We start from the raw sequence: 24084 nt of genomic DNA on the forward strand, positions 1-24084 counted from the left end.
CATGAGGGTGGATTTCACCAAATCCGTCATCCGGATCCTTGACCCCCACGGACGCACGGCGGGCGCGGGTTTCGTCATCTCCGCCGGTGAACTCGTCCTCACCTGCGCGCATGTCGTCGTCGGCGCGAGATCGGGGCCCGGCCAGGAGGTCGACCTCGGGGTCGGCGGCGAGGTCGTCCGCGGGCTCGTGCTGGCCGAGCACTGGCGCGCTCCCGGCGAGGCGGACACCGCGGTGATCCTGCTCGGGGAGGCGCTCGACGTGCCGCCGCTCATGCTGTCGTCGTCGGCCGGGACCACCGGGGCCGACTTCGCGACGTTCGGCTATCCCGACGCCTCGCCGACGCACGGACTGCGCGCCACGGGCATGGTGCTCGGCCCGGTACCCGAGCCTCTCGGCGGCTCGCCGGTGATCCAGCTCGGCAGGAGCAACGACGTCACCACCGGCTTCAGCGGGGGCCCCGTGGTCGACCTCTCCACCGGCCACGTCATCGGCATGATCCGCGAGATCCTCAGCGAGGACCGGTACGGCAGGCAGACCGGTGTCGCGCTCGCCACCCCCGCCGAGGAGTTGCGGGAGGCGTGGCCCGCACTGCTGCTCTCCGACGTCTGCCCATACCGGCCGCTGGCGCCCTTCGAGGAGGCCGACGCGCGGTTCTTCTTCGGCAGGGAGGCCTTCGTCCGCAAGATGGTCGGCCGGCTGCGCAGGCAGCCGCGCTTCCTCGCGGTCATCGGCCCTTCCGGCAGCGGGAAGTCCTCCGCGGTCAGAGCCGGTCTCATCCCGGAGATCCGGGCCGGCCGGGTGCCCAGGCTCGCCGGGTACGACTGCGTCCTCGGCCGCCCGGCCGATCTCGGCGCACTGGAGAGCGAGCTGCCCGGGTTCACCACCGACCTGGTCGGCGCGGTGGAGGCGAGACCGCGGGGCACGGTGCTCGTGCTCGATCAGTTCGAGGAGCTGTTCGTCACCCTCGCCGAGACCGCCAGGGGCAGGTTCATCGGGCAACTCGACCGGCTGCTCGACCACGACGGTGATTGCGCGCTCATCGTGGTGATGCGCGACGACTTCTACAGCCGCCTGGCGAGCGAGGCCCCCGATCTCATGGAATGGGTCGAACACGGACTGGTCAACGTGCCCTCGTTCCTCGGCAGGGACGAGTTGATCGCCATCGTCGAGCAGCCGGCCGAGGCGGTGCGGCTCAGCTTCGAGCCGGGCCTCGCCGAGGCCATCGTGGACGACGCCATCCGGGCGGCCGTGGCGGGCCGCCCGCGCGAGGACGACCCCGACGACCCCGCGGAACCCAGGGCCGGCGGCACCGTGCTGCCCCTCCTTGAGTTCGCCCTCGGCGACCTGTGGAAGCTGCGCCGGGACGGCGTCCTGCTGTGGGAGGTGTACCGCGATATCGGAGGGGTCACCGGGGGGCTGACGAACTGGGCGGACGAGGCGTACCGCGCACTGCCCGCCGCGCTGCGGGAGACCACCCGCCAGGTCTTCACAGATCTCGTCCATCTGGGCGACGAGCTGCGGGGCATCCCCGACAGCCGGTGGAAGCGGCGCGTCTCCGAGCTGATCCGCAGCCCTGAGAGAGCGACCGCCGTGCAGGCCGTGATCGCGGCCTTCGCCGACCGGAGGCTGCTGGTCACCGCCGCGGACGGGCCCGGCCACGAGGAGACCGCCGAACTCATCCACGACGTGCTGCTGCGCGAGTGGGCGGAGCTCCAGGGCTGGCTCAAGAGCGGCCGCGAGTTCCTGTCGTGGCGGCAGGAACTCGCCCGCCAGGAGCGGGCGTGGCGGGCCGACCCCGGTGCCGGTGAGCGGTTGCTGCGCGGCACGGTCCTCAGCACGGCGGTCGGCCATCTTGAGCGCAGCCGGGACGAGCTGAGCGTCGGCGAGCGGGAGTTCGTCGAGTCCAGCCGCGCGGCGTGGGAGGCCGAGGAACGTGAGCGGCGCCTGCTCAGGGAGACGGCGGTCCGGCACGAACGCTCGCAGCTGGAACGCGCGCTGCGGGAGCGCGCCACGCGGGTCGCCGGGCTCATCCCCCTGGAGCCCGCCAGAGCCCTGGCCCTCGCGGTCCAGACGCTCTCGGCCAATCTCAGGGACCTGCCCGGTGAGCCGCCGCTCGGCGTCGTCGTCGCCGCGCTACGGTCCGCGACGCTCCGTTCGCGCGAGCGCCGGGTCCGTGACACGCCGGGGGCGATCCGCGCCGTGGCTTTCGCCCCGGACGGCCGGCTGCTGGCCGGCGCGGGAGACGACCGCACGGTACGCCTGTGGGACCGGGACGGCCGGCCGCACGGAGAACCACTGACCGGCCACCAGGACAGCGTCAACGCCCTGTGCTTCACCCCCGACGGCCGGCTGCTGGCCGCCGCCGGCGACGACGGCATGACCCTGTTCCAGCTCGCCGGGGGCGTCCCCCTCCGTCTCGGCGACGCCTCGTCCGCGCTCGCCGTCAGCCCGGACGGAAGGCTGCTGGTCACCGGGACCCACGACGGCCGCCTCCAGCGCTGGAACCGCCCGGACCTCGTCCCCTCCGGCCGGGACCTGCGGGATGACGTGCGGGCGCACGACGACTTCGTGAGCGCGCTCGCCTTCAGCCCCGACGGCGGCCTGCTGGCCAGCGCCGGAGGCGACGGGGTGATCCGGCTGTGGACGGTCAGGGGAGGCGCGCTGCTCGCTCGCGGCGCGCCGCTGGCCGGGCACGAGGGGTTCGTCACCTCCCTGGCCTTCGGCCTGGACGGCGACTTCCTGATCAGCGGCGGCCAGGACACCACGGTCCGGATCTGGGACAGCCACGCCAGGAGGCAGGTCGGCGATCCGTGGGTCGGCCACACCGGCGCCGTGACCGCCGTCGCGGCCGCTCCGGACGGCACGCTGATCGTCAGCGGCGGCCTGGACCGGACCCTGCGGACCTGGGACTGGCACGAGCAGCCGTCCGCGCACGGGCCGTCCACCGCCCTGGCCGCCGCGGAGGCGGGTGAGGTGGAGGCGGCCCGCCGCTGGGACGCGGGGGGCTTCCAGGCGCGGCCGGCCTGGCGGGTGCACCGCGAGTTCATCCACGACCTGGCCGTCAGCCCCGACGGCCGCCTGATCGCGACCGGCAGCGACGACAGGACCCTGCGCCTTTCCGATCTGAACGGCGTCCTGGCGGCCGACCCCATCGGCGGCCACGGTGGGAGCGTCCGCGGCGTGGCCGTCAGCCCCGACGGGCGGCTCGCCGCGAGCGCCAGCAGCGACAGGACGGTGCGGCGGTGGAACCGCGCGGGCCGGCTCGACGGCCTCGCCTTCGACGGGCACGACGCTCCGGTGAACGCGGTCGCCTTCCACCCCGACGGGTCGCTGGTGGCCAGCGCGTCCGATGACGGCACGGTCAGGTTCTCCGACCTGGACGGTCGCGCGGTCGGCGCCCCCTTCAGCGCCCACGACGGGCCGGTGACCGGGGTCGCCTTCCACCCCGACGGCAGGCGGGTGGTCAGCGGCGGCAGAGACGGGACCGTCAGGATCTGGGCTCCGGACAGCCGGAATCCGGTCATCACCTGCTCCGGTCATGAGGGCGAGGTCGAGTCGGTCTCGGTCTCCCCCGACGGGTCGCTGGTGGTGAGCTGTGCCGGTGACCGCACGGTCCGGTTGTGGGACATCGACGGCCGGCCGGTCGGCGCCCCGTTCATCGGCCATGACGGCGAGGTCCGCGACGTGGTGTTCAGCCCCGACGGAACGATGGTGGTGAGCGCCGCGCAGGACGGCACCGTGCGCGTGTGGGCGCTGGACGGCACACCACTCGGCCTGCCCCTGCGCGGGCACAGCGGATGGGTGAACTCCGTGGCCGTCACGCCCGACGGCCGGTACGCGATCAGCGCGGGAATGGACTCCACGCTTCGCCTGTGGGATCTGGGTACCTGGCGCGACTGGCTACGCGTCGCGCACGCTCGCCTGGTGGAACACCCCGAGCTGGGCGAACTCGTGGCCGGTGAGGCGCGGCGGATCCTCGACGAACCCGGCTGAACCTCATGGCACGCGGTATTTCTCGCAGAAGTACGGGCACTCCTTCTCCGCGCAGCGGGAGGGGCCCTGCCGGCGCTCGAACCAGCCTTCCGCGACGTTGCCGATGAGGTCTGCGGGGCCGCAACGGTAGATCGCACCGTCGGGCATGATCCGGACGAAACGGTTACCCGCCTCGCACAGGTCGCCCCGGTAGTCGGGGCGGTCGCGCAGGAAGAGCGGGCCGTCCATGAACGGGTTGATCGACGGTGGCTCACCCCTTCGGGAGAACCACCCCGCGTAAAATTCCGCGGCGCGCCGGGAGTAGGTGAGAAACAGCTCGCGTTCCTCGTCGGAGTAGTCGCGGGGATAGTCGCGGCCCGCATAGGGGCCGCGTAGCGCCTTCGGGATCAGAACCACGCCTCGGTCGGCGTATTCGTGCCACATCTCGTCGAATTCCGGGAACAGCAGGGGGTCCATGACACAGGACGCGAGAACCTGGAATCCGGCCTCCCGCAACAGGGTGACATTTCCGATGAATCGCTCTTTTCCCGATTTCAACTGACGCTGTTGCTCATGAACCCCACAATGAATGAAATCCACATGTTTTGCGTCGATCGTCTCGGCGAACGACCGTATCCGTACCGAATCGGCGTTGGTGTTTATGCTTATGTGGTGTCGCCGGGTCAGCGACGCGCACAACGACAGGAATCCCGGATACATGAAGGGCTCGCCACCGGTCAGGTGGAGCAGCCAGGTGAGCCCCGTCCGGTCGAAGAACGACGCCAGCCGATCCGTCCCCGCCGGAGTCGAGATCTTCGCCCCCAGCGCGCCCGCGTCCCAGAAGCAGTAGGCGCACCGGTAGTTGCAGGTGCTCATCAGCACCCAGTCGGCCTCGATGTCGTAGGGACGCCGGAATGTGACCTGTGACCAGGGGACGAACGTGACCCGCTCGGCGGGAGTCTGCGCCATGAATCGATGGAATGCGCAATCCGCCGACACCGCAAGGCTCAAATCGCTTCCCTGGCGGCCGGATCCTGAGCCCCCTCGGGCACCTCGAAGAACGACGACGGGGACACCGGCCGGTTCGACGCCGCCGACGCGTACGCCGCCGCGATCATCGCCTGGACCGCCACCCCGTCCTCGACCCCGACGTCCGGCGCCTCCCCGCGCCTCAGCGCCGCCACGAACCGGGAGACCGCCAGCGCCTTGAGGTCGGTCGCCGAAGCCAGCCTCGGCACCCGCGTTCCGGCACGCAGGCCCTCGGGTACGGCGAGCAGCGACGAGATCGACGACTCCGGCAGGATCTGCACCTGCCCCGCCCTCCCCCAGAGCCGGATCGCCGCCCCCGGTCCGCCCGTGACGCTCGCGGCCCCGATGAAGGTCGCGACCGTCTCGCCGAACCGGACGACCACGCTCACCAGGTCCTCGATGTCGGGCGCCACCTCCGACGGCAGCGTCTGCGCGTACACCTGGTCGGCCTCGTGGCCGAGCAGCGCGCGGATCACATCGAGGTGGTGGATCAGGTTCATCATCATGAACCCCCCGCCCGACCGGCTCTTCGAGAGCCGCCAGGTCGACGTGGCCCGGTGGCTGAACCCCCCGAAGTAGTAGGACGGCGGCTTGTCGATGAGGTACGTCGACACCGCTCCCACCGGCGCCCCCAGCAACCCCGCCCGGATCGCGGCCCCCGCACGCAGGACCCTGTCGTCGAGGCGCAGCGGGAAGAGCAGCCCCACCCTGCTCGACGCGGACTTCGCGGCGGCGGCGATGCGCAGCGCCGACGGCAGGTCGGCGGCGAGTGGCTTCTCCAGAAGAACGTGCCTGCCCGCATCCAGCGCGGCGACGGTGAGCGTCTCGTGCGTGTCGTGCGGGGTCGCGACGATCACCGCCTCGATGTCGTCCCGGTCGAGGAGCTCCGCCAGGGAGGTGACGGCATGCCCGCCGCATCGGCGGGCGACCTCCTCGGCGAGACGCGGGACGGGATCGAAGCAGGCCGCGAGTTCCGCGTGCTCGGCGGCCGCCACCGCCGTCCCGTTGACCATTCCGATGTCACCGCATCCGACCAGCCCGAACCGCACCGGTCTGACGGGCCCGGCCGGGGCGCGGCGGCCCGCAGGCGGGACCGGCCGGAGGTCCGGCCGGTCCTCCGGCCGCCAGGTGAGGGCCGCCGCCACGAAGGACCGGTCGGACGCGAGCCGCCGGTACGCCAGCGGCGCGTCCCCGGCCGCGTACGGTGAGAGCACATCCGTGCAGGAGAGCCGCTCCTCCCGCAGGTGGTGGAAGAACTCCCGGGTGAACTCCTCCGCGGCGCCGTCGGCGAGGGTGGCGACATGCGCCCCGACGACGGACAGCCCACGGTCGTAGATCGCCCCGACGGGCATCGGCGCTCGCACCGCCCGCGGCGATCCGAGCACCACCACGCGCCCGCCCTCCGCCGTGGCGGCGACCGCGACGGCGAGCCCCTCCGGCGTACCGGTCACGTCGAGAACCAGCGGGTAGGCCATGGCCGGTACCGAGGTCCCGGTCGTGAAGCGGGTGTGCTCCTCGGCTCGCGCCGCCCAGGACCTGGCCGCCGACTCGCCGACGGCCAGGCAGTCGGTGGTCCCCCTGGCGGCCGCGATCCTGCGCGCCATGATGCCGAGCAGTCCCGCCCCGACGACCGCCACCGGTTCACCCGGCTCGTACCCGCCCATGGCCAGGCCGTGCATGGCCGTCAGGGCGAACTGCCAGAGGGCCGCGTCCTGCAGAGCCACTCCCCGGGGCACCGTGTGCACCGCGGAGACCGGCACCACCGCCAGGCTCCGATGCGCGACCCCCCGGAGCGCGACCGCGGTTCCGGCGGGGAAACCCGGTGCGGGCCTGCGGACCGATCCCGCCGCCAGATACCCCGGGTCGTGCGGGAAGGAGACGAGCGCGTTCGGCAACCCGAGAAAACGGGCACGCTCGGTCCCCGGGCTCATCACGCTGACGGCCACCTCGACGAGGACCTCCCCGGCCCCGGGCTCGGCCACGACGACGCCGTCGTCGACCGTCGCCACTCCCGGCCTCGGCCAGCGAACCGCCCGAGCCACGAGCGGAGCGGGAAACTCCGGAACACCCGACACGCCTGCCTCCGCTGGGTTTCGCTGGGCTCCACGGCGCGATCCGCCCGCGTCACCACCATCGACTCCCATATCGATCCCGCCGTCAAGACGCGCCCCCGGGCCGGGCGGCCCGGCGAACATCCCGCCATCCGGCTGGAGGAAGAGGCACACCACCTCGCCCGGGGATCCCGCAGATCACTGTGACCCGGTCCGCGGGCCGGACCGGGTCACCCCGCTCATGACCGGCCGGAAGTCCCCTGGCGGAGACCGTCGAAGAGGTCGTCCTCGCGATCGGCGGCGGCCGGGACCCGGTTGAGGTGGCGGATGAAGGACTCCTGCGCGAACGCCCGGTGCTGGGCCTCGGCGGGCATCCGCAGCAGGAAGATGTTCTCGCCCTGGCTCGCGTGCGCCTCCAGCGCCTTGCGTTTGCGCTCCACCTGGTCGGCCACGTCGATTACGGCGGTGATCTGCTCCTCGGGGACGCCGAAGTCCTCGGGGAGTTCCAGGTCCTCGGAGGCGGCGCCGGTCGAGCGGAGATAGGCGAACATCTCGGCGATCCGCTCGCGGGGCACCGCCGTGTAGTAGAGCTTGCCGGGAATCCCGCTGGCCTCGGTCGCGGCGACCGCGATCCGGTGTGCCTGGATGTGGTCGGGGTGGCCGTAGCCGCCGTTCTCGTCGTAGGTGACGACGACCTGCGGGCGGTAGCGCTCCATCAGCGCGACCAGCCGGCCCACGGCCTGCTCGAACGGCACGTTGGCGAAGGCGTCCTCGGCCTCGTTTCCGGCCCAGCCGACCATGCCCGAGTCCCGGTAGCCGAGCAACTCCAGGTGGGAGATACCAAGGTGGGCCGCCGAGGCGCGGAGCTCCTCCAGCCGCAGCGCGCTCACCGCCGCCTCGTCGTGACCGGGCTCCCCCGGCTTCGCCCCGCCGGGCGCGTCACCCTGCTCGCCGTTCGTACAGGTGACCAGGACGGTGCGGATGCCCTCGTCCGCGTATCTGGCCAGGATCCCGCCGGTCCCGATCACCTCGTCATCGGGATGAGCATGAACCGCCATCAACGTCAGCCCGTCACTCACCGACACCGCTCCCTCCGTAGGAAAACCCAGCGAACCGCCTCACCCTACGACGCCCCGCCGACACTCCCAACCGGCGGTCGTCCCGCCGCGGGCCGGAGACACCGCGTCGCTCTCCGCGGGACCGTCCACACGTGCGCGGGGATGGTCCCGGCATGGGCATCGTCAAGAGTCGGTCCGGGACGGCGGTGGTACCGGTGTCAGGCGTGACGGCGCGGGTAGCGGAGTGGTAAGGCAGAAGTGAACGATGCGAAGAGGTGATCGCCATGCCGCGTGGTTCCAATTCCAAGCGCGAGCGGCAGTACAGGCACATCAAGGAGAGCGCGCGACGGCGCGGGGAGAAGGAGAGCCGGGCCGAGGAGATCGCGGCCCGTACCGTCAACAAGGAACGTGCCCGCGCCGGGGAGTCCCGCACCGCGAGCCGCACCTCGACCCAGGACATCTCCTCGTCCCGGCGCGGCGGGCTGCGCTCGCACTCCGGAGCCGGTGGCCGCACCAAGGAGCAGCTCTACGCGGAGGCCAAGCGCCGCAACATCAAGGGCCGCTCGACCATGAGCAAGGCGCAGTTGGAGAAGGCCCTCCGCTGAGGATCCGGCGGGCGCGCCCCGCACTCGGAGCCTCATGGCGACCGGAGGCGGCGGGGTCGCGTCCGGCCGGGTCCGTCTCCGGCCACTGATCGGCCCTACCGCCCGCGTCACCTACCTCCGGTGCCGCTGTCCCGGCGGTACCGAGTGGCCCGGCTCCTGGGCGGCTTGTAGTTCGGCACGAGTGGGCGGGTCGGCTCCCGCCCGTTGGCAGGTGAGGCCCGCCACCCAGGCCGCCTGGTCGAGGATGCCGGTCAGTTCCGCCTCGGACAACCCGCCGATCAGGGCCGGGGTGGCGCGGCCGCCTCGCAGCAGCCCGTCGAGCAGGCCGGCGGTGAAGGCGTCTCCGGCACCGACGGTGTCCACCACCTGGGCCGGGATCGCCGGCCTCCGGAGCGCGTGGCCGCCTCGGGTCAGCCCCAGGCAGCCCTCGCCTCCGTAGGTGACCACCACCAGGTCGGGGCCCGACCCCAGCCATTCCCGGGCCACCTCGCCGGCCGGCCGGTTCGGGTAGAGCCAGCTCAGGTCCTCCTCGCTCACCTTGACCACGTGGGCGAGGGTCACGTACCGCTCGATGAGCGGGCGCGCGGACGCCGGGTCGTCGAGCAGGGCGGGCCGGATGTTCGGGTCGTAGCTGATCAGTACCTGGCCTTCGGCCCTCGCCCGCGCGACGGCGCCGGCGATCCGGTCACCGCCTGGCGGCCGCCAGGCGGCCACGGACCCGGTGTGGACCACCCGGCTCTCCGCCGGCAGGTGCGGCTCGCCGTCCCCCCACTGCCAGTCGGCGGTGCCCTCGACGTAGAAGTCGTAGGCGGCCTGGCCCGCCTCGTCGACGGAGACGATGGCGAGGGTGGCCGGCTCGCTCGCCGGGACCGCCCAGCGCAGGTCCACCCCGTTCGCCGCGGCGTGCGCGCGCAGCGTCCGGCCAAGCACCCCGGTGGAGAGACGGGCGACGAACGCGGCGGGATCGCCCAGGCGGGCCAGGCCGACCGCGACGTTGAGCGGGCTGCCGCCCGGATGCCCGGTGTAGGCCCGGCCGCCGCCCTCCGCGACCATGTCGACGACCGACTCGCCGATGACGGTGATCATTGCCGGCCCGTCCCCGCGGGAGGGGCCACAGGAGTCCTCGAACATGTCACCCACCGATGGATCTTCTCATCGGGAACCGCGCCGTGCATCCGGTGGTGCCGGATGACCGGTCCTCGTGCGCCGACCTCGATCGAACCCACTCACCGGCGGGCCCGGTCACGCGCGGCGCATGTATCGCCCGCTGGGCTCGCCCACGACCGCACCGTCACGGAAGCGCACCTGACCTCCGACGACCGTGGTGACCGGCCAGCCGGTCAGGCCGACTCCCTCGAACGGGGAGTGGTCCTGGCCCGACAGGCACAGCTCGGGGGTCACCGTCTGCGCCAGTTCGGGGTCGACGACGGTCAGATCGGCGTCGAAGCCGACGGCGAGGCTGCCCTTGCGGCCCCACAGGTTGTAGGCCTTGGCGGGGTTGGCCGAGGCCAGCTCGGCGATACGGGCGAGGGAGAGCCCGCGCTTGAGATGCCCTTCGGAGAACAGGACCGGATAGAGCAGAGCGGTTCCGCCGAATCCCGGGCGCGCCGGCCAGAGCCGCTCGCCCTTCTCCGCCTCCATGCAGCAGGCATGGTCGGAGGCCACCCAGTCGATCGTGCCGTCGGCGGCGCGCTGCCACAGTGCCTCGCCGTCGGCCCTGGTGCGAATCGGGGGGTTGACCTTCCCACCGAGGCCGCCCACCGCGTCGAGGCTGTCGTGGTCGAGGCAGAGGTGGTGCAGCGTGGTCTCGGCCCGTATGTCGGCCGCGCCGTTCACCTCGCGAGCGAGCACGACGGCCTCGATCGCCTCCCTGCTGGACAGGTGCAGCAGGTTGACGCTGCTGCCGGTGTGGTTCGCCAGCGTGGTCGCCTCGCCGATGGCGACCCGCTCGGTCAGCGGCGGACGTCCCTCGTGATAGGCGCGGAGCGTCTGCGGGTCGCCCTGCGAGCGGACCCGGTCGATGAACACCCTCATCAGCTCGGACTGCTCGCAGTGCAGCGACAGCGACAGCCGCAGGCCGGGATGCGCGTCCTGGACCCGGGCCACCTGCTCCAGAATGAGGTAGAGATGACCGAGGTCGTACTCGTCCCCCATGGTGAAGGCGCGGGCGTCCCGGCTGTTCGCGGCCAGGTCGAAGCCCTTGTAGAACATGTAGTACTTGAACGACGTGACGCCGTGCTCCGCCACCAGGTAGGGAATCTCGGCGATCTGGTCCACGGTCATCGGCGCGAGGTGGAAGCCGTAGTCGGTCCAGGACCGCCCGGAGACCGCCGCGAGGACCTCCGGGAAGATCTCCTCGTAGGAGCCCGTGCGGTCCAGGTAGTGGGAACCGGTACGGAAGTACGACAGCACGGTCGTGGCGCCGCCGACGAGAGACGATCGGGTCTCCTCGAAGGCGTCGGTGGCCAGGTCGCGGTAGATGCCAAGGTGGAAGTGGGCGTCCACGGCCCCGGGAAGGACCACCTTCCCCCGGGCGTCGACCACCTCGCCGGCCTCCGCGGCGGCGATGTCGTGGGCGATGGCCGCTACCTTCCCCTCGGAGACCGCCAGATCGGCGCGGATCTCTCCGTGGTAGGGAAGGACGACGGTGCCCCCCTTGATCAACAGGTCATATCGGGACATACGCGCGACGGCCGGCCTGTGGGGCGGCCGTCACCCCCTTTCCGGTGTGGTCCACCCCATCTGGGCGGACAGTCGTGCGGTGGATTCCAGAAGCGCCTCGACGCACGTGTCGACCTCGGTGCGGAACCGCTCCAGCGGCCCGCAGACGCTGACGACGGCCGCCGGCCGCCCCCGGTGGTCGAGAACGGGCGCGGCGACCGACGCCGCGCCCGACATCCGCTCGGCGAACGACCGGGACCAGCCGCACTCGCGGATGGCCGCGAGTTCCTTGCGCAGTTTCGCGACGTCGGGCACCGTCCCGCCGGCCGGCGACTCCAGCGGCCCGCTCGACAGGTAGCTCTCGATCTCCTCCTCCGCCAGGAAGGCGAGGAACGCCTTGGACGAGCCGCCCACGTGCAGCGGATACGGCGCGCCGAGGGTGACGCTCATGATGACCTCGCGGGGCGGGGTGACCTGGTCCACGTAGATCCGCGTCCACCCCGCACGGGTCGACAGCGTCGCCGTCTCGTCGGTCCGCCGGGACAGCGCCACCAGCTCGGGCGCGGCGATGCGCCTGACGTCGAGGCGGTCCAGGTAGGCGAGGCCCAGCCGCATGGCACCGACTCCGAGGGAGTAGCGCCGGGTCGTCCCGTCCAGTTCGATGAGACCGCGAACCCGGAACGAGGCCAGGATCCGGTGCACCGCGGCCTTCGACATGCCGAGCGCCTCGGCGATCTCGGTGACACCGAGCGTCATCGACGACGTCTCGGTGAAGAGCATCAGCACCTCGGCGGCCCGCTCGACCGCGGCGACGGCCTGCCTGCCGCTCTCCTGGACCGGCGGGTCGGCGACCACGGGGCTCCGGTCTTCCTTCGGCATGTGTTCCTCCAGGGAAAAGGGGCGCTCCCCCTTCGGAGCTCGAAATCTTCACCAGACTTGTTCCGCAGACGGTAACGCTGTTTCAATAGATTGTGAAGCCCCCGGGGATGCGCTTCGGACGGGCCATAAACGCAGCACACTTCGAGGAGGCCGATCTCGTGGAGGAGGAAAGTGGCGTGATGTCGTTGTGGCGGCACCTCGACGGCTCCAGGATCGTCGATCTCGCTCAGCCGATGCGCACGGGCATGCCCCAGTCGCCGAACCACCCACGTTTCAGGATGGTCATCGAGCGGCGGCACGGCGACATGGTCCGCGAGGACGGCGGCTCGGCCGCGAACGAGGTCATCCTCACCGGCGGGCACGTGGGCACCCATGTCGACGCCCTCGGACACGTCTCGCAGGACGGGTACGTCCACGGCGAGGTCGAGGCGGCGGGCATCCAGTCACACCAGGGCCTGTCCCGGCTCGGCATCGAGACCTTCACCCCGTACGTCGGGCGTGGCGTGCTGCTCGACGTGACCGCCGTGCACGGGGTCGACGTTCTGCCGCCCGGATACGAGGTGACCCCGGAGGATCTCGAAGCCGCGGCGCACAGGGCGGGCGTGCGGCCGCGCGCCGGTGACGCCGTGCTGATCGGCACCGGCTGGTCACGCGAGTGGGACCGGCCGGCCCGTTTCACCGGTGAGGAGGGCGGTGTGCCCGGTCCGGGGCCGGACGCGGCTCGCTGGCTGGTCGAGCAGGGCGTCGCGGTGGCCGGGGGCGAGACGATCGCCTTCGAGCACATCGCGGCGGGCCGCGGACACTCCACGCTCCCCGTACACCGGATCCTGCTCGTGGAGGCGGGCGTGCACATCGTCGAGACGATGCGCCTGACCGAGCTGCTCGGCCTCGGGACGCCCGAGTTCCTGCTGGTCCTCAATCCTCTCCCCATCGTGGGCGCCACCGGCGCGCCCGTGCGGCCGCTCGCGGTGCTCACCGCATGAGCGTCGTCTCGGCTCTGGCCGAATTCGCCGCCGCCGGCCGTACGGGCCTGCCTCCCGCGGTCGTCGCGGACGTGACCGGCCGGGTGCTCGACACCTTCGGCAACTGCCTCGCCGCCCAGGAGCTCACCGATCCGGCCGAGCCGCACGAGGCGACCCTGCGGATGGCGAGCCGGTGGGGCGGTGTCGGAGAGTCCTCCGTGCTCGGCCACCGGCTGTCGCTTCCCGCGCCCTCCGCGGCGCTGGTCAACGGCACCCTCGCGCACGCGCTCGACTTCGACGACACCCACCTGCCCTCGGTGCTCCACCCGTCCGCCTCCGTCGTGCCCGCGACCCTGGCCGTCGCGGAGTCCGTCGGGGCCTCGGGCACCGAGCTCTGCCAGGCGGTGGCGGTCGGCGACGAGATCACCAACCGGCTGGGCATGGCGTCCTACATCCCCGAGTTGCGCAACTCCCTCTTCTTCGAGAAGGGCTGGCACGCCACGTCGATCTGCGGGACCGTCGGCGCCGCCGCAGGAGCGGCCCTGCTGATGGGCCTTTCCGCCGACGGCATCGCCCATGCCATGGGAATCGCCGCCAGTATGGGAGCGGGGGTCATCGAGGCCAACCGCACCGGCGGCACCGTGAAACGGGTGCACTGCGGCTGGGCCGCCCACTCGGGCGTGGTCGCCGCCACCATGGCCGCCGAGGGGGTGACCGGGCCGCCGACCGTCTTCGAGGGACGTTTCGGCTTCTTCCAGGCGTTCCTCGATGGGCGCTACGACGAGGCCGCGATCACCGACGGGCTGGGCGAGCGTTGGGAGCTGCTGCGTACGGTGTACAAGCCCTACCCCTCCAACCACTTCACCCATCCGGGTATCGACGCCGCCCTCGCCCTGCGCGCCGGAGGTCTGCGGCCCGAGGACGTGGCGGAGATCGAGCTCGGCGTGGCGGCCGCCCCGCTGCGGACGATCGGGGAGCCGCACGAGGAGAAGGTCCGGCCCCGGACGCCGTACCACGCCAAGTTCTCCGGCCCGTACACCGTGGCCAGCGCCCTGATCGGAGGGGGCGGCCTCGGACTGCACCTCGACGACTTCGCCGAGTCCGCCTTCCGTGACGAGCGGCGGCTGTCACTGGCCGCCAAGGTGCGCGTCGTGGCCGACGCGGAGTGCACCGAGGAGTTCCCCCGGGCCTTCTCCGCCGTGTTGCGGGTCCGCACCAAGGATGGACGCCGCCTGGAGCACCGGGTTCACTCCTCACGCGGCGGGCCCGAACATCCGCTGACGATGGACGAGCTGCAGACGAAGTACACCCTCAACGCCTCTCGTGTGCTGCCGGCCGAGGCGGCCGAGGCGCTGGCCCTAGAGGTGCGCGGCCTCGCGACGCGCCGCAGCGTCGCGGGCCTGCTCGACGCGGCGCTGATCACGCACGCCTAGGCGTGGACGCCTCAGCCGCCACCGATCGCGGAAGGCGGCGGCCGAGGTGGTGTCATCCGGCCCCGGTGCACCGCGACCAAAGGTCAGACTGTTTGAGGAACAAGCAGTATCATTCCCTCCGCAACCACATCTCTCCGGGAGTGCGGCCCGGGTGACGGCCCATGCTCCCTGGCCAGATGCGTGATCGCGTGCTCCGATCGGCTCTGATCCAGGTATAGTCGATGTCTGATGTATTCCTGACCAGAGGCGTGATCACGGGCAGGACCTGCTGTCCCGGCTCGTTCGCCGACGGCTCCCTCCGCAGGACGGCACGGACCGCTAGACGATCGGTTGAGAAGGCGAAACCATGGGGCAGGGCAGCACGCCGTCCACGGCGGGACAGAACGACGCCACGCGCGCGGCTCCTCCGGCGGCACCGCCCCCGTTGCCGGTCAGCCGGCTGCGCCCGGCGTACCAGCAGGTCGCCGACCAGCTGCGCGAGCTGATCCTCAACGGCTCGCTCGTCTCGGGACATCGCCTGCCTCCCGAGGCCGATCTCGGCGGCAACTTCGGGGTGAGCCGGAGCACCGTCCGCGAGGCGCTGCGCGTTCTCGCCTCGCAGGGGCTCGTCAGGACGGTTCGAGGCACCACCGGCGGAACCTTCATCGCCCATGTCGAGCCGGACCAGGTCAGCGACTACCTCGAGACCAGCATCGGCCTGATGTCGGGCTCGGACACCCTGACCCTGGCGGACATCCTGGAGGCGCGCGAGATGCTGGAGGTCCGCGCCGCCGGGCTCGCGGCGAGGCGCCGCGAGCCACGACATGTCGACGCGCTGCGGGCCGCCATGGAGCGCGAGAAGCACAGTCGCGGCCGGAGCGTGAGGTTCAACGAGCACCGGCACTTCCACGGGATCATCATCGAGGCGACCGGCAACGGCCTGCTGACCGTGATGACCGAGCCGGTCTTCCGGGTCCTGCAGTCACGGTTCCTCAGCCCGGACGTGCCGCGCGAGTTCTGGGCGCAGGTCGACCGGGAGCACGAAACGATCGTGGATCGCATCGACGCCGGCGACGCCGAGGGCGCCGGCGAGGCCATGCAGGTCCACCTGAGCAGAATCCGTGACGCCTACCACGACTGAGCGAAGGTCCCGGGGACGGGCTCCACGGCGTCGAGGACCCGCGAGACCGGACGCCTCCGAGAGTTCCGGCCCGGGTTCCCCCCCGGTTTCCACATGCCCGGAGGGGAAGGCTCGCTTGAAATATCTGATGTATTTGCCACAGGTGCTTTCCCCGGCACTCCTGCCGTCGGGCAGCACGGCGGCCCGACTCGACGAGCATCCCTGTTCTGCCTGTTGAACGATGTGAATGGCACCTCACGCCGGTGGCACCTGGACATCGGACACCTTAGACAGGGCCACCTCATTGCCCTACGCTTCATACGTCTGACATTATCTATCGACGCGAGCATCCGGGGAAGGCAATGGCGATCAAAGAGGGATGGAAGGGCCGCTTCTTCGAGGACTTCGAAGTGGGTGACATCTACCAGCATCCCCTGGGCCGGACGGTCACCGAGTCCGACAACACGTGGTTCACCTTGCTGACGATGAACACCAACCAGACGCACTTCAACACCGAGTACGCCGCGCGGTCCGAGTTCACCAGGCCGCTCGTCGTCTCCACCCTGACCGTGGCGATCGCGGTCGGGCAGAGCGTCACCGACATCACCCAGAACGCGTTCGCCAACCTGGGCTGGGACGAGATCAGGATGACCCACCCGGTCTTCGCGGGTGACACGTTGTACAGCGAGTCGCTCGTGCTGGAGAAGCGGGAGTCCGGCAGCCGCCCCCACGCGGGCATCGTCACCGTGCGCACCCGGACGCTCAACCAGGACGGGGACGAGGTCTGCTCGTTCAAGCGCACCTTCTACGTCTACAGAAGGGGCGCGCCCCAGCTGGAGGGCCTCTTCCCGACCGGCAAGAAGCCGCTCACCGGCGACCAGGGGCCGTCCCACCCATGAGGATCACTTTCGCCCCCTGGGGTGAGTCCCTCGGGGAGCTGACGGAGGTGGCCCGCAGGGCGGAGGCCGCGGGCGCCGAGGTCATCTGGGTTCCCGAGCTGCATCGCAGCGCCACCGTCACCGCGGCGGCTCTCGCGACGGCCACCAGGCGGGCCAGGATCGGCACCGCCATCGCGCTCGCCTTCACCCGCAGCCCGATGATCACCGCCCTGGAGGCGCTCGACATCGACGAGCTGTCGGACGGGCGCTTCGTCCTGGGGCTGGGAACCGGTGTGCGGCGGCTCAACGAGGACTGGCACAACGCCCGCTTCGGCAAGCCCGCCGGGCACATGAGGGAGACCGTCCGGAACATCCGCCACTTCTGGGAGACCTGCACCACCGGCGCCGAGATCGCCCTCACCGGCGAGTACGAGCCGATGCGGATGCGGGGCTACGAGCGGCCCTTCGGGGTGCGGCGGACGGACATCCCGATCTACCTGGCGGCGATGGGACCGGTGATGACCCGGCTGGCCGGGACGATCGGCGACGGCTGGATCAGCCACGAGCTCTGCTCCCCGCGCTACCTGGACGAGCTGGTCCTGCCGGAGCTGGAGGCGGGGATCGCCCGGGTCGAGGGTAAGAGGCGCGCGGACTTCGACGTCGTGGTGTCCGCCTGCTGCTCCGTCGCCGGCGACCGGCGGACAGCCGTCCGCCGCGTGTCGGGGGTCGTCGGCTTCTACGCCAGCGTCCGCACCTACGCCGACTTCTTCGGTTTCCACGGCCTGGCCGACCAGCAGCGGGCGGTCGTCGACGCGTTCCGGCAGGGCCGGGGCGCGGACTACCTCGCCGGCTCCGTCTCCCCGGAGATGGTCGACGTGCTCACCATGACCGGCACCCGCGACCAGGTGGCCGAACGCATCGCCGGTTACGCGGGGAAGGCCGATTCGGTGAAGCTCAGCCCGCCGACCCACGGGCTCACCGCCGCCGAGATCCGCGCGGCTCAGAACGAGATCCTGTCGCTCATGGCAGACATCGCAGGGAGCACCTCTTGAAGCCTCTGGAAGACATCCGGATCATCGCCGTCGAGCAGTACGGGGCCGGTCCGTTCGGCAGCGTGCACCTCGCCGATCTCGGCGCCCAAGTGATCAAGATCGAGGACCCGAGGGTGGGCGGTGACGTCGGCCGCTACGTGCCGCCGTACGGCGAGGGTGAGGACTCGCTGTTCTTCGAGACCTTCAACCGCAACAAGCGCAGCCTGTCCCTGGACCTGTCCTCGGCGGCCGGGCGCAGGGTCTTCGAGGACCTGGTGAAGGTCTCCGACGTGGTCTACTCCAACCTCCGCGGCGACGTCCCGGCGAAGATCGGTATCACCTACGACGACCTCAGGCATCTGAACCCGGCCATCGTCTGCTGCTCGCTCACCGGTTTCGGGATGACCGGCCCGCGCCGGAAGGAGCCTGGCTACGACTACGTGCTCCAGGGCCTGGCCGGTTGGATGGATCTCACCGGCGAGCCCGACGGGCCGCCCACCAAGTCCGGGCTCTCCCTGGTCGACTACTCGGGCGGGCTGGTCGCCGCCCTCTCGCTGCTGGCCGGCGTGCACGCGGCACGACGCGACGGGACGGGCATGGACTGCGACGTCAGCCTGTACGACACCGCGATCGGGATGCTGACCTATCCGGCTGCCTGGCACCTGAACGCGGGCTTCACCCCGGCCCGTACCCGCCACTCGGCCCACCCCTCGCTGGTGCCTTTCCAGGCGTTCGAGGCCAGTGACGGCTGGCTGGTCGTCGGCTGCGCCAAGGAGAAGTTCTGGGCGCGCCTCGCCGACGTCGTCGGCCATCCCGAATGGGCCGAGCCGGACTCCCCCTACGGCTCGTTCGCGGGCCGGCAGCGAAACAGTGTGGAACTGCTCGGACTCCTGGAAGAGATCTTCCGGAAGCGCACCGTGGCCGAGTGGCTGAAGGTCCTGTATCCGGCCTCGATCCCCTGTGCGCCCATCAACGACGTCGCGGCCGCGCTGGCGGAGGAGCACACCAGGGCGCGCGGGTTGCGCGTCACCACCGAGCACCCCCGGTTCGGCACGGTCGAACAGGTCGCCTCACCGGTGCGGGTCGGCAGCGAGCCGCCGACCTACCGCCGTGCCCCGCTCCGCAACGAGGACTTCGACCTGGTGGTCCGTGACATCGTGGGATACGACGAGGCGACGATCGACGAGCTGACGGCCCAGGGCGCGTTCGGCGAGGTGACCGGGGCGGCCACCCGATGATCGCTCGGGAGCTGGCCGCCTGGGCGCTCGGTCTGACCGACGTTCCCGCATCGGTCCGCCAGGCCGCCACCCGGCACCTGCTCGACGGGGTCGGCACCGCGCTCGGCGCCTACCGGACCGGAGCCGCGGCCCCCGCGCTGACCGTGGCGCGAGACCTCGGCGGCCCCGCCGAGGCGACGGTCCTCGGCACCGGCCACCGGCTCTCGGCGCCCGCCGCGGCCCTCGCCAACGGCACGCTCGTGCACGCCCTCGACTTCGACGACACCCACGCCGGCGGCCTCGTGCACGCCACCGCCGTCGTCCTGCCCGCGGCGTTCGCCGTCGGCGAGCAGGTCGGCGCGTCAGGCCGGGAGGTGCTCACCGCCGCCGTGGCGGGGTACGAGACCGCCTGCCGGGTGGCCGCCGCCGCCCCGCACGGATTCCACGCGCGCGGCCTGCACGCGACGATGGTCGCGGGCGTCTTCTCCTCGGCTCTGGTCGCCGCGCGGCTGCTCGGCCTGGACGTCGCCCGGACCACCGACGCGCTGGGCATCGCGGGCAGCCAGGCGGGGGGCCTGCTGGCCTTCCTCGGCACCGGGGCCTCCACCAAACAGCTCCATCCCGGGTTCGCCTCGCAGTCGGGCGTCATCGCCGCCCGCCTGGCGGCGGCGGGTGCCACCGGGCCGGAGACGGTCTTCGAAGGGCCACACGGCGTCTTCGACGCGCTCGCTCAGGGTGGCGTGGACCCGCGGTCGATCACCGCCGACCTCGGCGACCGGTGGGAGACCACCCGGATCGGCATAAAGCCATACGCGGCCTGCCAGCTCTCGCACGCCACCATGGGGGCGACCCTCGACGCGATGGCGCGCGAGCCGTTCGGCCCCGAGGACGTCTGCGAGATACATGCCCAGGTCCACCCCGACTCCGCCTCGGTGGTCTGCGACACCTCCCGCGACCTGCTGCGACCGGCGAGCGCCTACGCCGCGAAGTTCTCGCTCCCCTGGACCGTCGCGGCACTGGTCGTCGACCGGGGGGTGAGCCTGGACACCTTCGAGCCGCGCTCGATCGCCCGTGCCGAGGTGAGCGAGCTCGCCGCCCGGGTCCGCTGGGAGGTCGCCGAGCCCTCGGGGCTCGTCGCCGCCGACGCGCCGGGACGCGTCTCCGTCAGGCTCCGCGACGGCCGGGTCGTCGACGGTTCCGTGCGGCGCAGCGAGGGGGGCGGGGCCAACCCGCTCAGCCGGGACGCGCTGATAGCCAAGTTCGAGGGCAACGTGGGAGGCCGGGCGACCGGGCTCGTCGACGTCGTCGAGGCGCTCGACCGGCAACCGGATCTCACCGCCGTACTGAGCGCCGCGGCCGCCGCCGCGGCCGAGTTCGCCCAGCGTAGTCAGGAGCAGAGATGACGTTGCGAGCTGTCAGACCCGCCGAGTTCCCCTGGTTCCCCTACGAGGGCTTCACCTTCTGCCTCGCACTGTCCGAAGGCGACAGCGCCTGGTCGTCCGGGCACACCGCGGCCGCACGGGACGAGGCGCTCGGCAAGATGGTCGTCTCCGGCACCATGGAGGAGCAGGCACGGATCGCCTACCGGAAGGTGCTGACGATCATCGAGGCCGCCGGCCTCGGCCCGGACGACGTGGTGCACGTGACGGAGAACGTCACCCTCGCGGGCCTGCCCGACTACGAGGCCGCGGCCGCCGTGCGCGAGGAGGTCTTCGGGACGCACCGGCCCACGCTCTCCACGGTGGTGGTGGAGCGACTGGTCCGCTCGGCCGCGTTGCTGGAGATCGAGATGCACGCCGTCAGGGGCGGCGGCACCGAACTGCCGGCCGCCGGCGGGTGGGCCGCCTCCCCGGTGCGCGAGGGGCATGACGGCACGGTGTACCTGCCGACCGTCGTGCCCGTCGACGAGTCCGGCGACATCGTCTCCCCCGGCGACTTCGTGGGCCAGTACGCGTACTGCCTCGACCGGGCGGACGCGCTGCTGCGCCAGGCGGGACTGTCCCTGGACAACGCCGTCACCACCTACGACTACTCGACTCCCGCGTCCCGCGGCGTCTACCGCAAGAGCCACCGGGTGCGCAAGGAACGACTCGGCGGAGCGGGGGTGTACCCGGGGGCCGGGGGCATCCTGATGAGCCGCCTGCACCACCCGGAGTCCATGGTCGCGATCGACGTCACCGCCTCCAGGCATCCGCTGGAACCGGTGAACCCGGGCTGGTCCCGGTACGACACCCTGACCTACTCGCCGGGCGTCCGGGCGGGCCGCACGCTGTTCATGTCCGGTTTCGCGGCGCTGGACATGGAGACCCAGGAGGCGCTCCACCCCGGCGATCTCAAGGCGCAGGCCGAGGAGACCTACGGGGCGATCCGGCATCTGCTCTCCCACGCCGGTCTCGGTCCCGAGAACCTGCTCTCGACCGTCGAGTTCTGCGTCGAGTCGGCCCTGCCGGACTACCGCGTGGTCGCGCCGGTCCGTGAGCGCCTGCTCTCACCCCCGTGGCCGGCCTCGACCGGAGCGATCTGCAAGGAGTTGCTCCGTCCCGAGTTCCTGCTCGAGGTGTTCCCGACCGCCCTCTATCCGAAGGACCCGTCGTGACGCTGCTCACCGAGGAGATCCGCGCGCTCGTCGGGCGCAGGCGGGTCTACACCGCGCCGGAGGAGCTCGGCGCCGCCGCGTGCAGGTACTTCGGCCTGGCCGTCGGGGACGACAACCCGCTGTACTCCGATCCCGAGTACGCGCGCGCCCAGGGGCTGGCCGGGGTGACCGCGCCGCCCACCCTGATCTGCGAGACGAACCAGTACGCCGGCCTGCCGATAGGCCCCGACGGCGACGCCGGGCACAACTGGGGGATCGAGATCCCGGGCACCCGCAAGGTCCGCGGCGGCAACTCCTACGTCTTCCACCGCCGGATCCGCCCCGACGATGTCGTCACCGCCACCTGGGAGATCAAGGACGCGACGGAGAAGACCACCAGGTCCGGCGCGGGGATGCTGATCGTCACCTCGCGGGCGGCCTACACCGACCAGCGGGGCGAGCTGCTCGCGGAGAACGAGGAGACCATCATTTTCGTATCGCTGGAGGCCGGGGCATGACCCACGAACCCGGGGAGGTCGTCCCCCCGCTCGAACGCAGGATCGGGCTCGCGGACATGGTCGCCTACGCGGGAGCCACCTGGGACTGGTACCGGCTGCACTACGACTCCGAGTTCGTCGCCAGGCAGCGGGTCCCCGCGCCGGTCGTCGACGGCCAGGTGTTCGGGGCCCTGCTGGTCGAGCAGATCCAGGACTGGCTCGGTCCGCGGTGTTTCGTGCGTGAACTGGACTTCGCTTTCAGGTCGCTGGTCTTCGCCGAGGAGACGGTCCGCTGCGAGGGCACGGTCTCGGAGGTCGGTGACGACTTCCTGGTGCTCAGCCAGCGGGTGGTCGTGATCGGTGCCGACGGCGGGGTCGACCGGGTCGCCGCGGGTCCCGCGCGCGCCCGGGTCCTGCTCGGCGTCGCCGACGGACCGGGGGCGAGACTCGGCGTCGCCGACGGACCGGAGGCGAGACTCGGCGTCGCCGACAGACCGGAGGCGAGACTCGGCGTCGCCGACAGACCGGAGGCGAGACTCGGCGTCGCCGACAGACCGGAGGCGAGATGAGGACCGGTGTCGCGATCGTCGGGGCCGCCGAGTCGGATCTCGGGGTCACCAACCGGTCTGTTCTCGGCCTGCAGGCCCAGGCGATCGGCCGGGCGCTCGCCGACGCGGGGCTGACCCTGCGTGACGTCGACGGGCTGGCGACGACCGGGGTCTCCCGGTTCTCCGCGACCCAGCTCGCCGACCACTTCGGGCTCCAGCCGCGCTGGACCGACTCGACGTACGCGGGCGGCTCCGCCTTCGAGATGTTCGTCGCGCGGGCGACCCAGGCCATCCAGGCGGGTCAGGCCGAGACCGTCGTGATCAGCTTCGCCTCCAACCAGCGGTCGGCCCGTTCCCGCTCTCTCGGGGGCGTGGTGGAGGACCACACGCCGGAGGCCCAGTTCGAGACGCCGTACGGCCCGCTCTTTCCGCTCTCGTACTACGCGATGGCCGCGCGGCGCTACCTTCACATGTGCGGCGGGACGCGGGAGCAGCTCGCCGAGGTCGCCGTGGCGGCGCGGGAGTGGGCGCTGCTGAACCCCGCCGCGTTCCGCCACGGCACCCGGTCGCTGACCGCCGAGGAGGTGGTCGGCTCCACGATGATCTCCAGCCCGCTGACCGCTCTGGACTGCTGCCTGGTCACCGACGGCGGCGGCGCCGTCGTGCTGACCTCCTCCGAGCGCGCGAGGGACCTGCGCAGGAAGCCGGTGGAGGTGCTCGGGTACGGCGAGCGCACCACCAACACCTCGATGACCGCCGTCGCCGACCTGACCGTGACCGGCGCGGTCGGCTCCGGCGCCGACGCGTTCGCGCGGGCCGGCGTCACCCCGGCCGACATCGACGTGGCGCAGGTCTACGACTCGTTCACGATCACCGTGGCGCTCACCCTGGAGGCACTGGGCTTCTGCGGCCGGGGCGAGGCGCTGGACTGGATCGCGGACGGCAGGATCCGCCCGGGTGGCGACTTCCCGCTCAACACCTCGGGCGGTGGCCTGTCCTACTGCCATCCCGGCCAGTTCGGGGTCATGTTGCTGATCGAGGCGGTGGCGCAGCTGCGCGGCGAGGCCGGTGACCGGCAGGTTCCCGGCGCGCGTCTCGCGCTGGCCCACGGTACGGGAGGAATCCTGTCGACGCACGCCACCGTGGTGCTGGGGGTGGACGCGTGATCGCCCCCGAGGTTCCGCCGCCCGACGAGATCACCCTGCCCTGGTGGGAGGCGACCAGGGACCGTCGGCTGCTGGTGCAGACCTGCGCCGGCTGCGCGGGGACGCAGCACCCGCCGCGCGCGCTGTGCGTGCACTGCGGCTCCGACCGTCTGGACTGGAGCACGTCGGCCGGGACCGGCGTGGTGGACTCGTTCACCGTCGTGCACCGGGCGCCGCGCCCGGAACTCGACGTTCCCTACGTCATCGCCCGCGTCCGGCTGGCCGAGGGAGTCATCCTGCTCACCCGGCTGGAGGGCCGACCGGAGGAGGAGTGGCGCATCGACGACCCGGTCCGGCTCACCTGGGTGGGCCTCGGTGACGGGCGTGCCCTTCCCGTCTTCGTTCCCGCCGACGTCTCCTGAACAGCTTCCGAACACCGGAGT

20 protein-coding genes are annotated in these 24084 nt (G+C 71.8%); 14 read left to right on the top strand and 6 right to left on the bottom strand.

All coding sequences use genetic code 11. From position 1 onward, the window contains the following. The first annotated feature begins 1 nt into the window (after position 1). A complete protein-coding gene (locus tag AB0J58_RS25275) occupies positions 2-3994 on the top strand; it encodes a trypsin-like peptidase domain-containing protein (RefSeq protein ID WP_364219584.1) in 3993 nt (1330 codons plus the stop codon). 3 nt (positions 3995-3997) lie between these two features. On the opposite strand, the gene AB0J58_RS25280 is transcribed toward AB0J58_RS25275, so the two are convergent. The 3 genes from AB0J58_RS25280 to AB0J58_RS25290 form a co-directional block, all read right to left on the bottom strand. Beyond that, positions 3998-4942, bottom strand: a complete 945-nt coding sequence (locus tag AB0J58_RS25280) for a radical SAM protein (RefSeq protein ID WP_364219587.1) — start codon at positions 4940-4942, stop codon at positions 3998-4000. A 38-nt stretch (positions 4943-4980) separates the two neighbouring features. Further along, the gene (locus tag AB0J58_RS25285) at positions 4981-7077 is read right to left on the bottom strand and encodes a Gfo/Idh/MocA family oxidoreductase (protein ID WP_364219590.1); all 2097 of its coding nucleotides are present in this window, start codon (positions 7075-7077) and stop codon (positions 4981-4983) included. A gap of 215 nt (positions 7078-7292) precedes the next feature. Further along, the gene (locus tag AB0J58_RS25290) at positions 7293-8132 is read right to left on the bottom strand and encodes a PIG-L family deacetylase (RefSeq protein WP_364219593.1); all 840 of its coding nucleotides are present in this window, start codon (positions 8130-8132) and stop codon (positions 7293-7295) included. Between the two features lie 263 nt (positions 8133-8395). On the opposite strand from AB0J58_RS25290, the gene AB0J58_RS25295 reads away from it, so the two are divergent. After that, positions 8396-8716 (top strand): plasmid stabilization protein, encoded by a 321-nt coding sequence (locus AB0J58_RS25295; protein WP_343963622.1) that lies wholly within the window; start codon positions 8396-8398, stop codon positions 8714-8716. A 111-nt stretch (positions 8717-8827) separates the two neighbouring features. Here the strand turns inward: AB0J58_RS25295 and AB0J58_RS25300 are convergent, their stop codons facing one another. From AB0J58_RS25300 to AB0J58_RS25310, 3 genes are all read right to left on the bottom strand, one after another. Continuing rightward, positions 8828-9847 carry a carbohydrate kinase gene (locus tag AB0J58_RS25300; protein ID WP_364219650.1) on the bottom strand — a complete coding sequence of 340 codons (1020 nt, stop codon included), beginning with the start codon at positions 9845-9847 and terminating at the stop codon, positions 8828-8830. A gap of 111 nt (positions 9848-9958) precedes the next feature. Beyond that, the gene (locus tag AB0J58_RS25305; RefSeq protein ID WP_364219596.1) at positions 9959-11398 is read right to left on the bottom strand and encodes a dihydroorotase family protein; all 1440 of its coding nucleotides are present in this window, start codon (positions 11396-11398) and stop codon (positions 9959-9961) included. A gap of 30 nt (positions 11399-11428) precedes the next feature. Continuing rightward, complete coding sequence (locus tag AB0J58_RS25310) at positions 11429-12256, bottom strand: IclR family transcriptional regulator (RefSeq protein ID WP_364219599.1); 828 nt, start codon at positions 12254-12256, stop codon at positions 11429-11431. Positions 12257-12414: 158 nt separating this feature from the next. On the opposite strand from AB0J58_RS25310, the gene AB0J58_RS25315 reads away from it, so the two are divergent. From AB0J58_RS25315 to AB0J58_RS25370, 12 genes are all read left to right on the top strand, one after another. Next, positions 12415-13239: a cyclase family protein gene (locus AB0J58_RS25315; protein ID WP_364219602.1), complete on the top strand. Its 825-nt coding sequence runs from the start codon at positions 12415-12417 to the stop codon at positions 13237-13239. Beyond that, a complete protein-coding gene (locus AB0J58_RS25320) occupies positions 13236-14651 on the top strand; it encodes an MmgE/PrpD family protein (protein ID WP_364219605.1) in 1416 nt (471 codons plus the stop codon). The genes AB0J58_RS25315 and AB0J58_RS25320 overlap by 4 nt, the downstream gene beginning before the upstream one ends. A gap of 346 nt (positions 14652-14997) precedes the next feature. After that, positions 14998-15771 carry a FadR/GntR family transcriptional regulator gene (locus tag AB0J58_RS25325; RefSeq protein ID WP_364219608.1) on the top strand — a complete coding sequence of 258 codons (774 nt, stop codon included), beginning with the start codon at positions 14998-15000 and terminating at the stop codon, positions 15769-15771. Positions 15772-16112: 341 nt separating this feature from the next. Beyond that, positions 16113-16649 (top strand): MaoC family dehydratase, encoded by a 537-nt coding sequence (locus AB0J58_RS25330; RefSeq protein ID WP_364219611.1) that lies wholly within the window; start codon positions 16113-16115, stop codon positions 16647-16649. Then, positions 16646-17680 (top strand): LLM class flavin-dependent oxidoreductase, encoded by a 1035-nt coding sequence (locus tag AB0J58_RS25335; protein WP_343963640.1) that lies wholly within the window; start codon positions 16646-16648, stop codon positions 17678-17680. The genes AB0J58_RS25330 and AB0J58_RS25335 overlap by 4 nt, the downstream gene beginning before the upstream one ends. Next, positions 17677-18897 carry a CoA transferase gene (locus tag AB0J58_RS25340; RefSeq protein ID WP_364219614.1) on the top strand — a complete coding sequence of 407 codons (1221 nt, stop codon included), beginning with the start codon at positions 17677-17679 and terminating at the stop codon, positions 18895-18897. The genes AB0J58_RS25335 and AB0J58_RS25340 overlap by 4 nt, the downstream gene beginning before the upstream one ends. After that, the gene (locus tag AB0J58_RS25345) at positions 18894-20279 is read left to right on the top strand and encodes an MmgE/PrpD family protein (RefSeq protein ID WP_364219617.1); all 1386 of its coding nucleotides are present in this window, start codon (positions 18894-18896) and stop codon (positions 20277-20279) included. The genes AB0J58_RS25340 and AB0J58_RS25345 overlap by 4 nt, the downstream gene beginning before the upstream one ends. Next, the gene (locus tag AB0J58_RS25350; RefSeq protein WP_364219620.1) at positions 20276-21472 is read left to right on the top strand and encodes a RidA family protein; all 1197 of its coding nucleotides are present in this window, start codon (positions 20276-20278) and stop codon (positions 21470-21472) included. The genes AB0J58_RS25345 and AB0J58_RS25350 overlap by 4 nt, the downstream gene beginning before the upstream one ends. Further along, complete coding sequence (locus tag AB0J58_RS25355) at positions 21469-21969, top strand: MaoC family dehydratase N-terminal domain-containing protein (RefSeq protein WP_364219623.1); 501 nt, start codon at positions 21469-21471, stop codon at positions 21967-21969. Before AB0J58_RS25350 ends, AB0J58_RS25355 begins: the two co-directional genes overlap by 4 nt. Continuing rightward, on the top strand, positions 21966-22517 hold the full coding sequence (locus AB0J58_RS25360; protein WP_364219626.1) for a MaoC/PaaZ C-terminal domain-containing protein: 552 nt from the start codon (positions 21966-21968) through the stop codon (positions 22515-22517). The genes AB0J58_RS25355 and AB0J58_RS25360 overlap by 4 nt, the downstream gene beginning before the upstream one ends. Further along, the gene (locus tag AB0J58_RS25365; RefSeq protein ID WP_364219629.1) at positions 22514-23662 is read left to right on the top strand and encodes an acetyl-CoA acetyltransferase; all 1149 of its coding nucleotides are present in this window, start codon (positions 22514-22516) and stop codon (positions 23660-23662) included. Before AB0J58_RS25360 ends, AB0J58_RS25365 begins: the two co-directional genes overlap by 4 nt. After that, positions 23659-24063, top strand: coding sequence for an OB-fold domain-containing protein (locus AB0J58_RS25370; RefSeq protein WP_364219632.1), 405 nt, complete (start codon positions 23659-23661; stop codon positions 24061-24063). Before AB0J58_RS25365 ends, AB0J58_RS25370 begins: the two co-directional genes overlap by 4 nt. Positions 24064-24084: the final 21 nt, after the last annotated feature.

The organism is Streptosporangium sp. NPDC049644, assembly GCF_040675205.1.
Taxonomy (GTDB): domain Bacteria; phylum Actinomycetota; class Actinomycetes; order Streptosporangiales; family Streptosporangiaceae; genus Streptosporangium; species Streptosporangium fukuiense.

Excerpts from the sequence above, each read along its gene's own strand:
- AB0J58_RS25275 (WP_364219584.1), top strand. The coding sequence starts at position 2 with ATGAGGGTGGATTTCACCAAATCCGTCATCCGGATCCTTGACCCCCAC.
- AB0J58_RS25280 (WP_364219587.1), bottom strand. The coding sequence starts at position 4,942 with ATGGCGCAGACTCCCGCCGAGCGGGTCACGTTCGTCCCCTGGTCACAG.
- AB0J58_RS25295 (WP_343963622.1), top strand. The coding sequence starts at position 8,396 with ATGCCGCGTGGTTCCAATTCCAAGCGCGAGCGGCAGTACAGGCACATC.
- AB0J58_RS25300 (WP_364219650.1), bottom strand. The coding sequence starts at position 9,847 with ATGTTCGAGGACTCCTGTGGCCCCTCCCGCGGGGACGGGCCGGCAATG.
- AB0J58_RS25305 (WP_364219596.1), bottom strand. The coding sequence starts at position 11,398 with ATGTCCCGATATGACCTGTTGATCAAGGGGGGCACCGTCGTCCTTCCC.
- AB0J58_RS25310 (WP_364219599.1), bottom strand. The coding sequence starts at position 12,256 with ATGCCGAAGGAAGACCGGAGCCCCGTGGTCGCCGACCCGCCGGTCCAG.
- AB0J58_RS25320 (WP_364219605.1), top strand. The coding sequence starts at position 13,236 with ATGAGCGTCGTCTCGGCTCTGGCCGAATTCGCCGCCGCCGGCCGTACG.
- AB0J58_RS25325 (WP_364219608.1), top strand. The coding sequence starts at position 14,998 with ATGGGGCAGGGCAGCACGCCGTCCACGGCGGGACAGAACGACGCCACG.
- AB0J58_RS25330 (WP_364219611.1), top strand. The coding sequence starts at position 16,113 with ATGGCGATCAAAGAGGGATGGAAGGGCCGCTTCTTCGAGGACTTCGAA.
- AB0J58_RS25335 (WP_343963640.1), top strand. The coding sequence starts at position 16,646 with ATGAGGATCACTTTCGCCCCCTGGGGTGAGTCCCTCGGGGAGCTGACG.
- AB0J58_RS25345 (WP_364219617.1), top strand. The coding sequence starts at position 18,894 with ATGATCGCTCGGGAGCTGGCCGCCTGGGCGCTCGGTCTGACCGACGTT.
- AB0J58_RS25350 (WP_364219620.1), top strand. The coding sequence starts at position 20,276 with ATGACGTTGCGAGCTGTCAGACCCGCCGAGTTCCCCTGGTTCCCCTAC.
- AB0J58_RS25360 (WP_364219626.1), top strand. The coding sequence starts at position 21,966 with ATGACCCACGAACCCGGGGAGGTCGTCCCCCCGCTCGAACGCAGGATC.
- AB0J58_RS25365 (WP_364219629.1), top strand. The coding sequence starts at position 22,514 with ATGAGGACCGGTGTCGCGATCGTCGGGGCCGCCGAGTCGGATCTCGGG.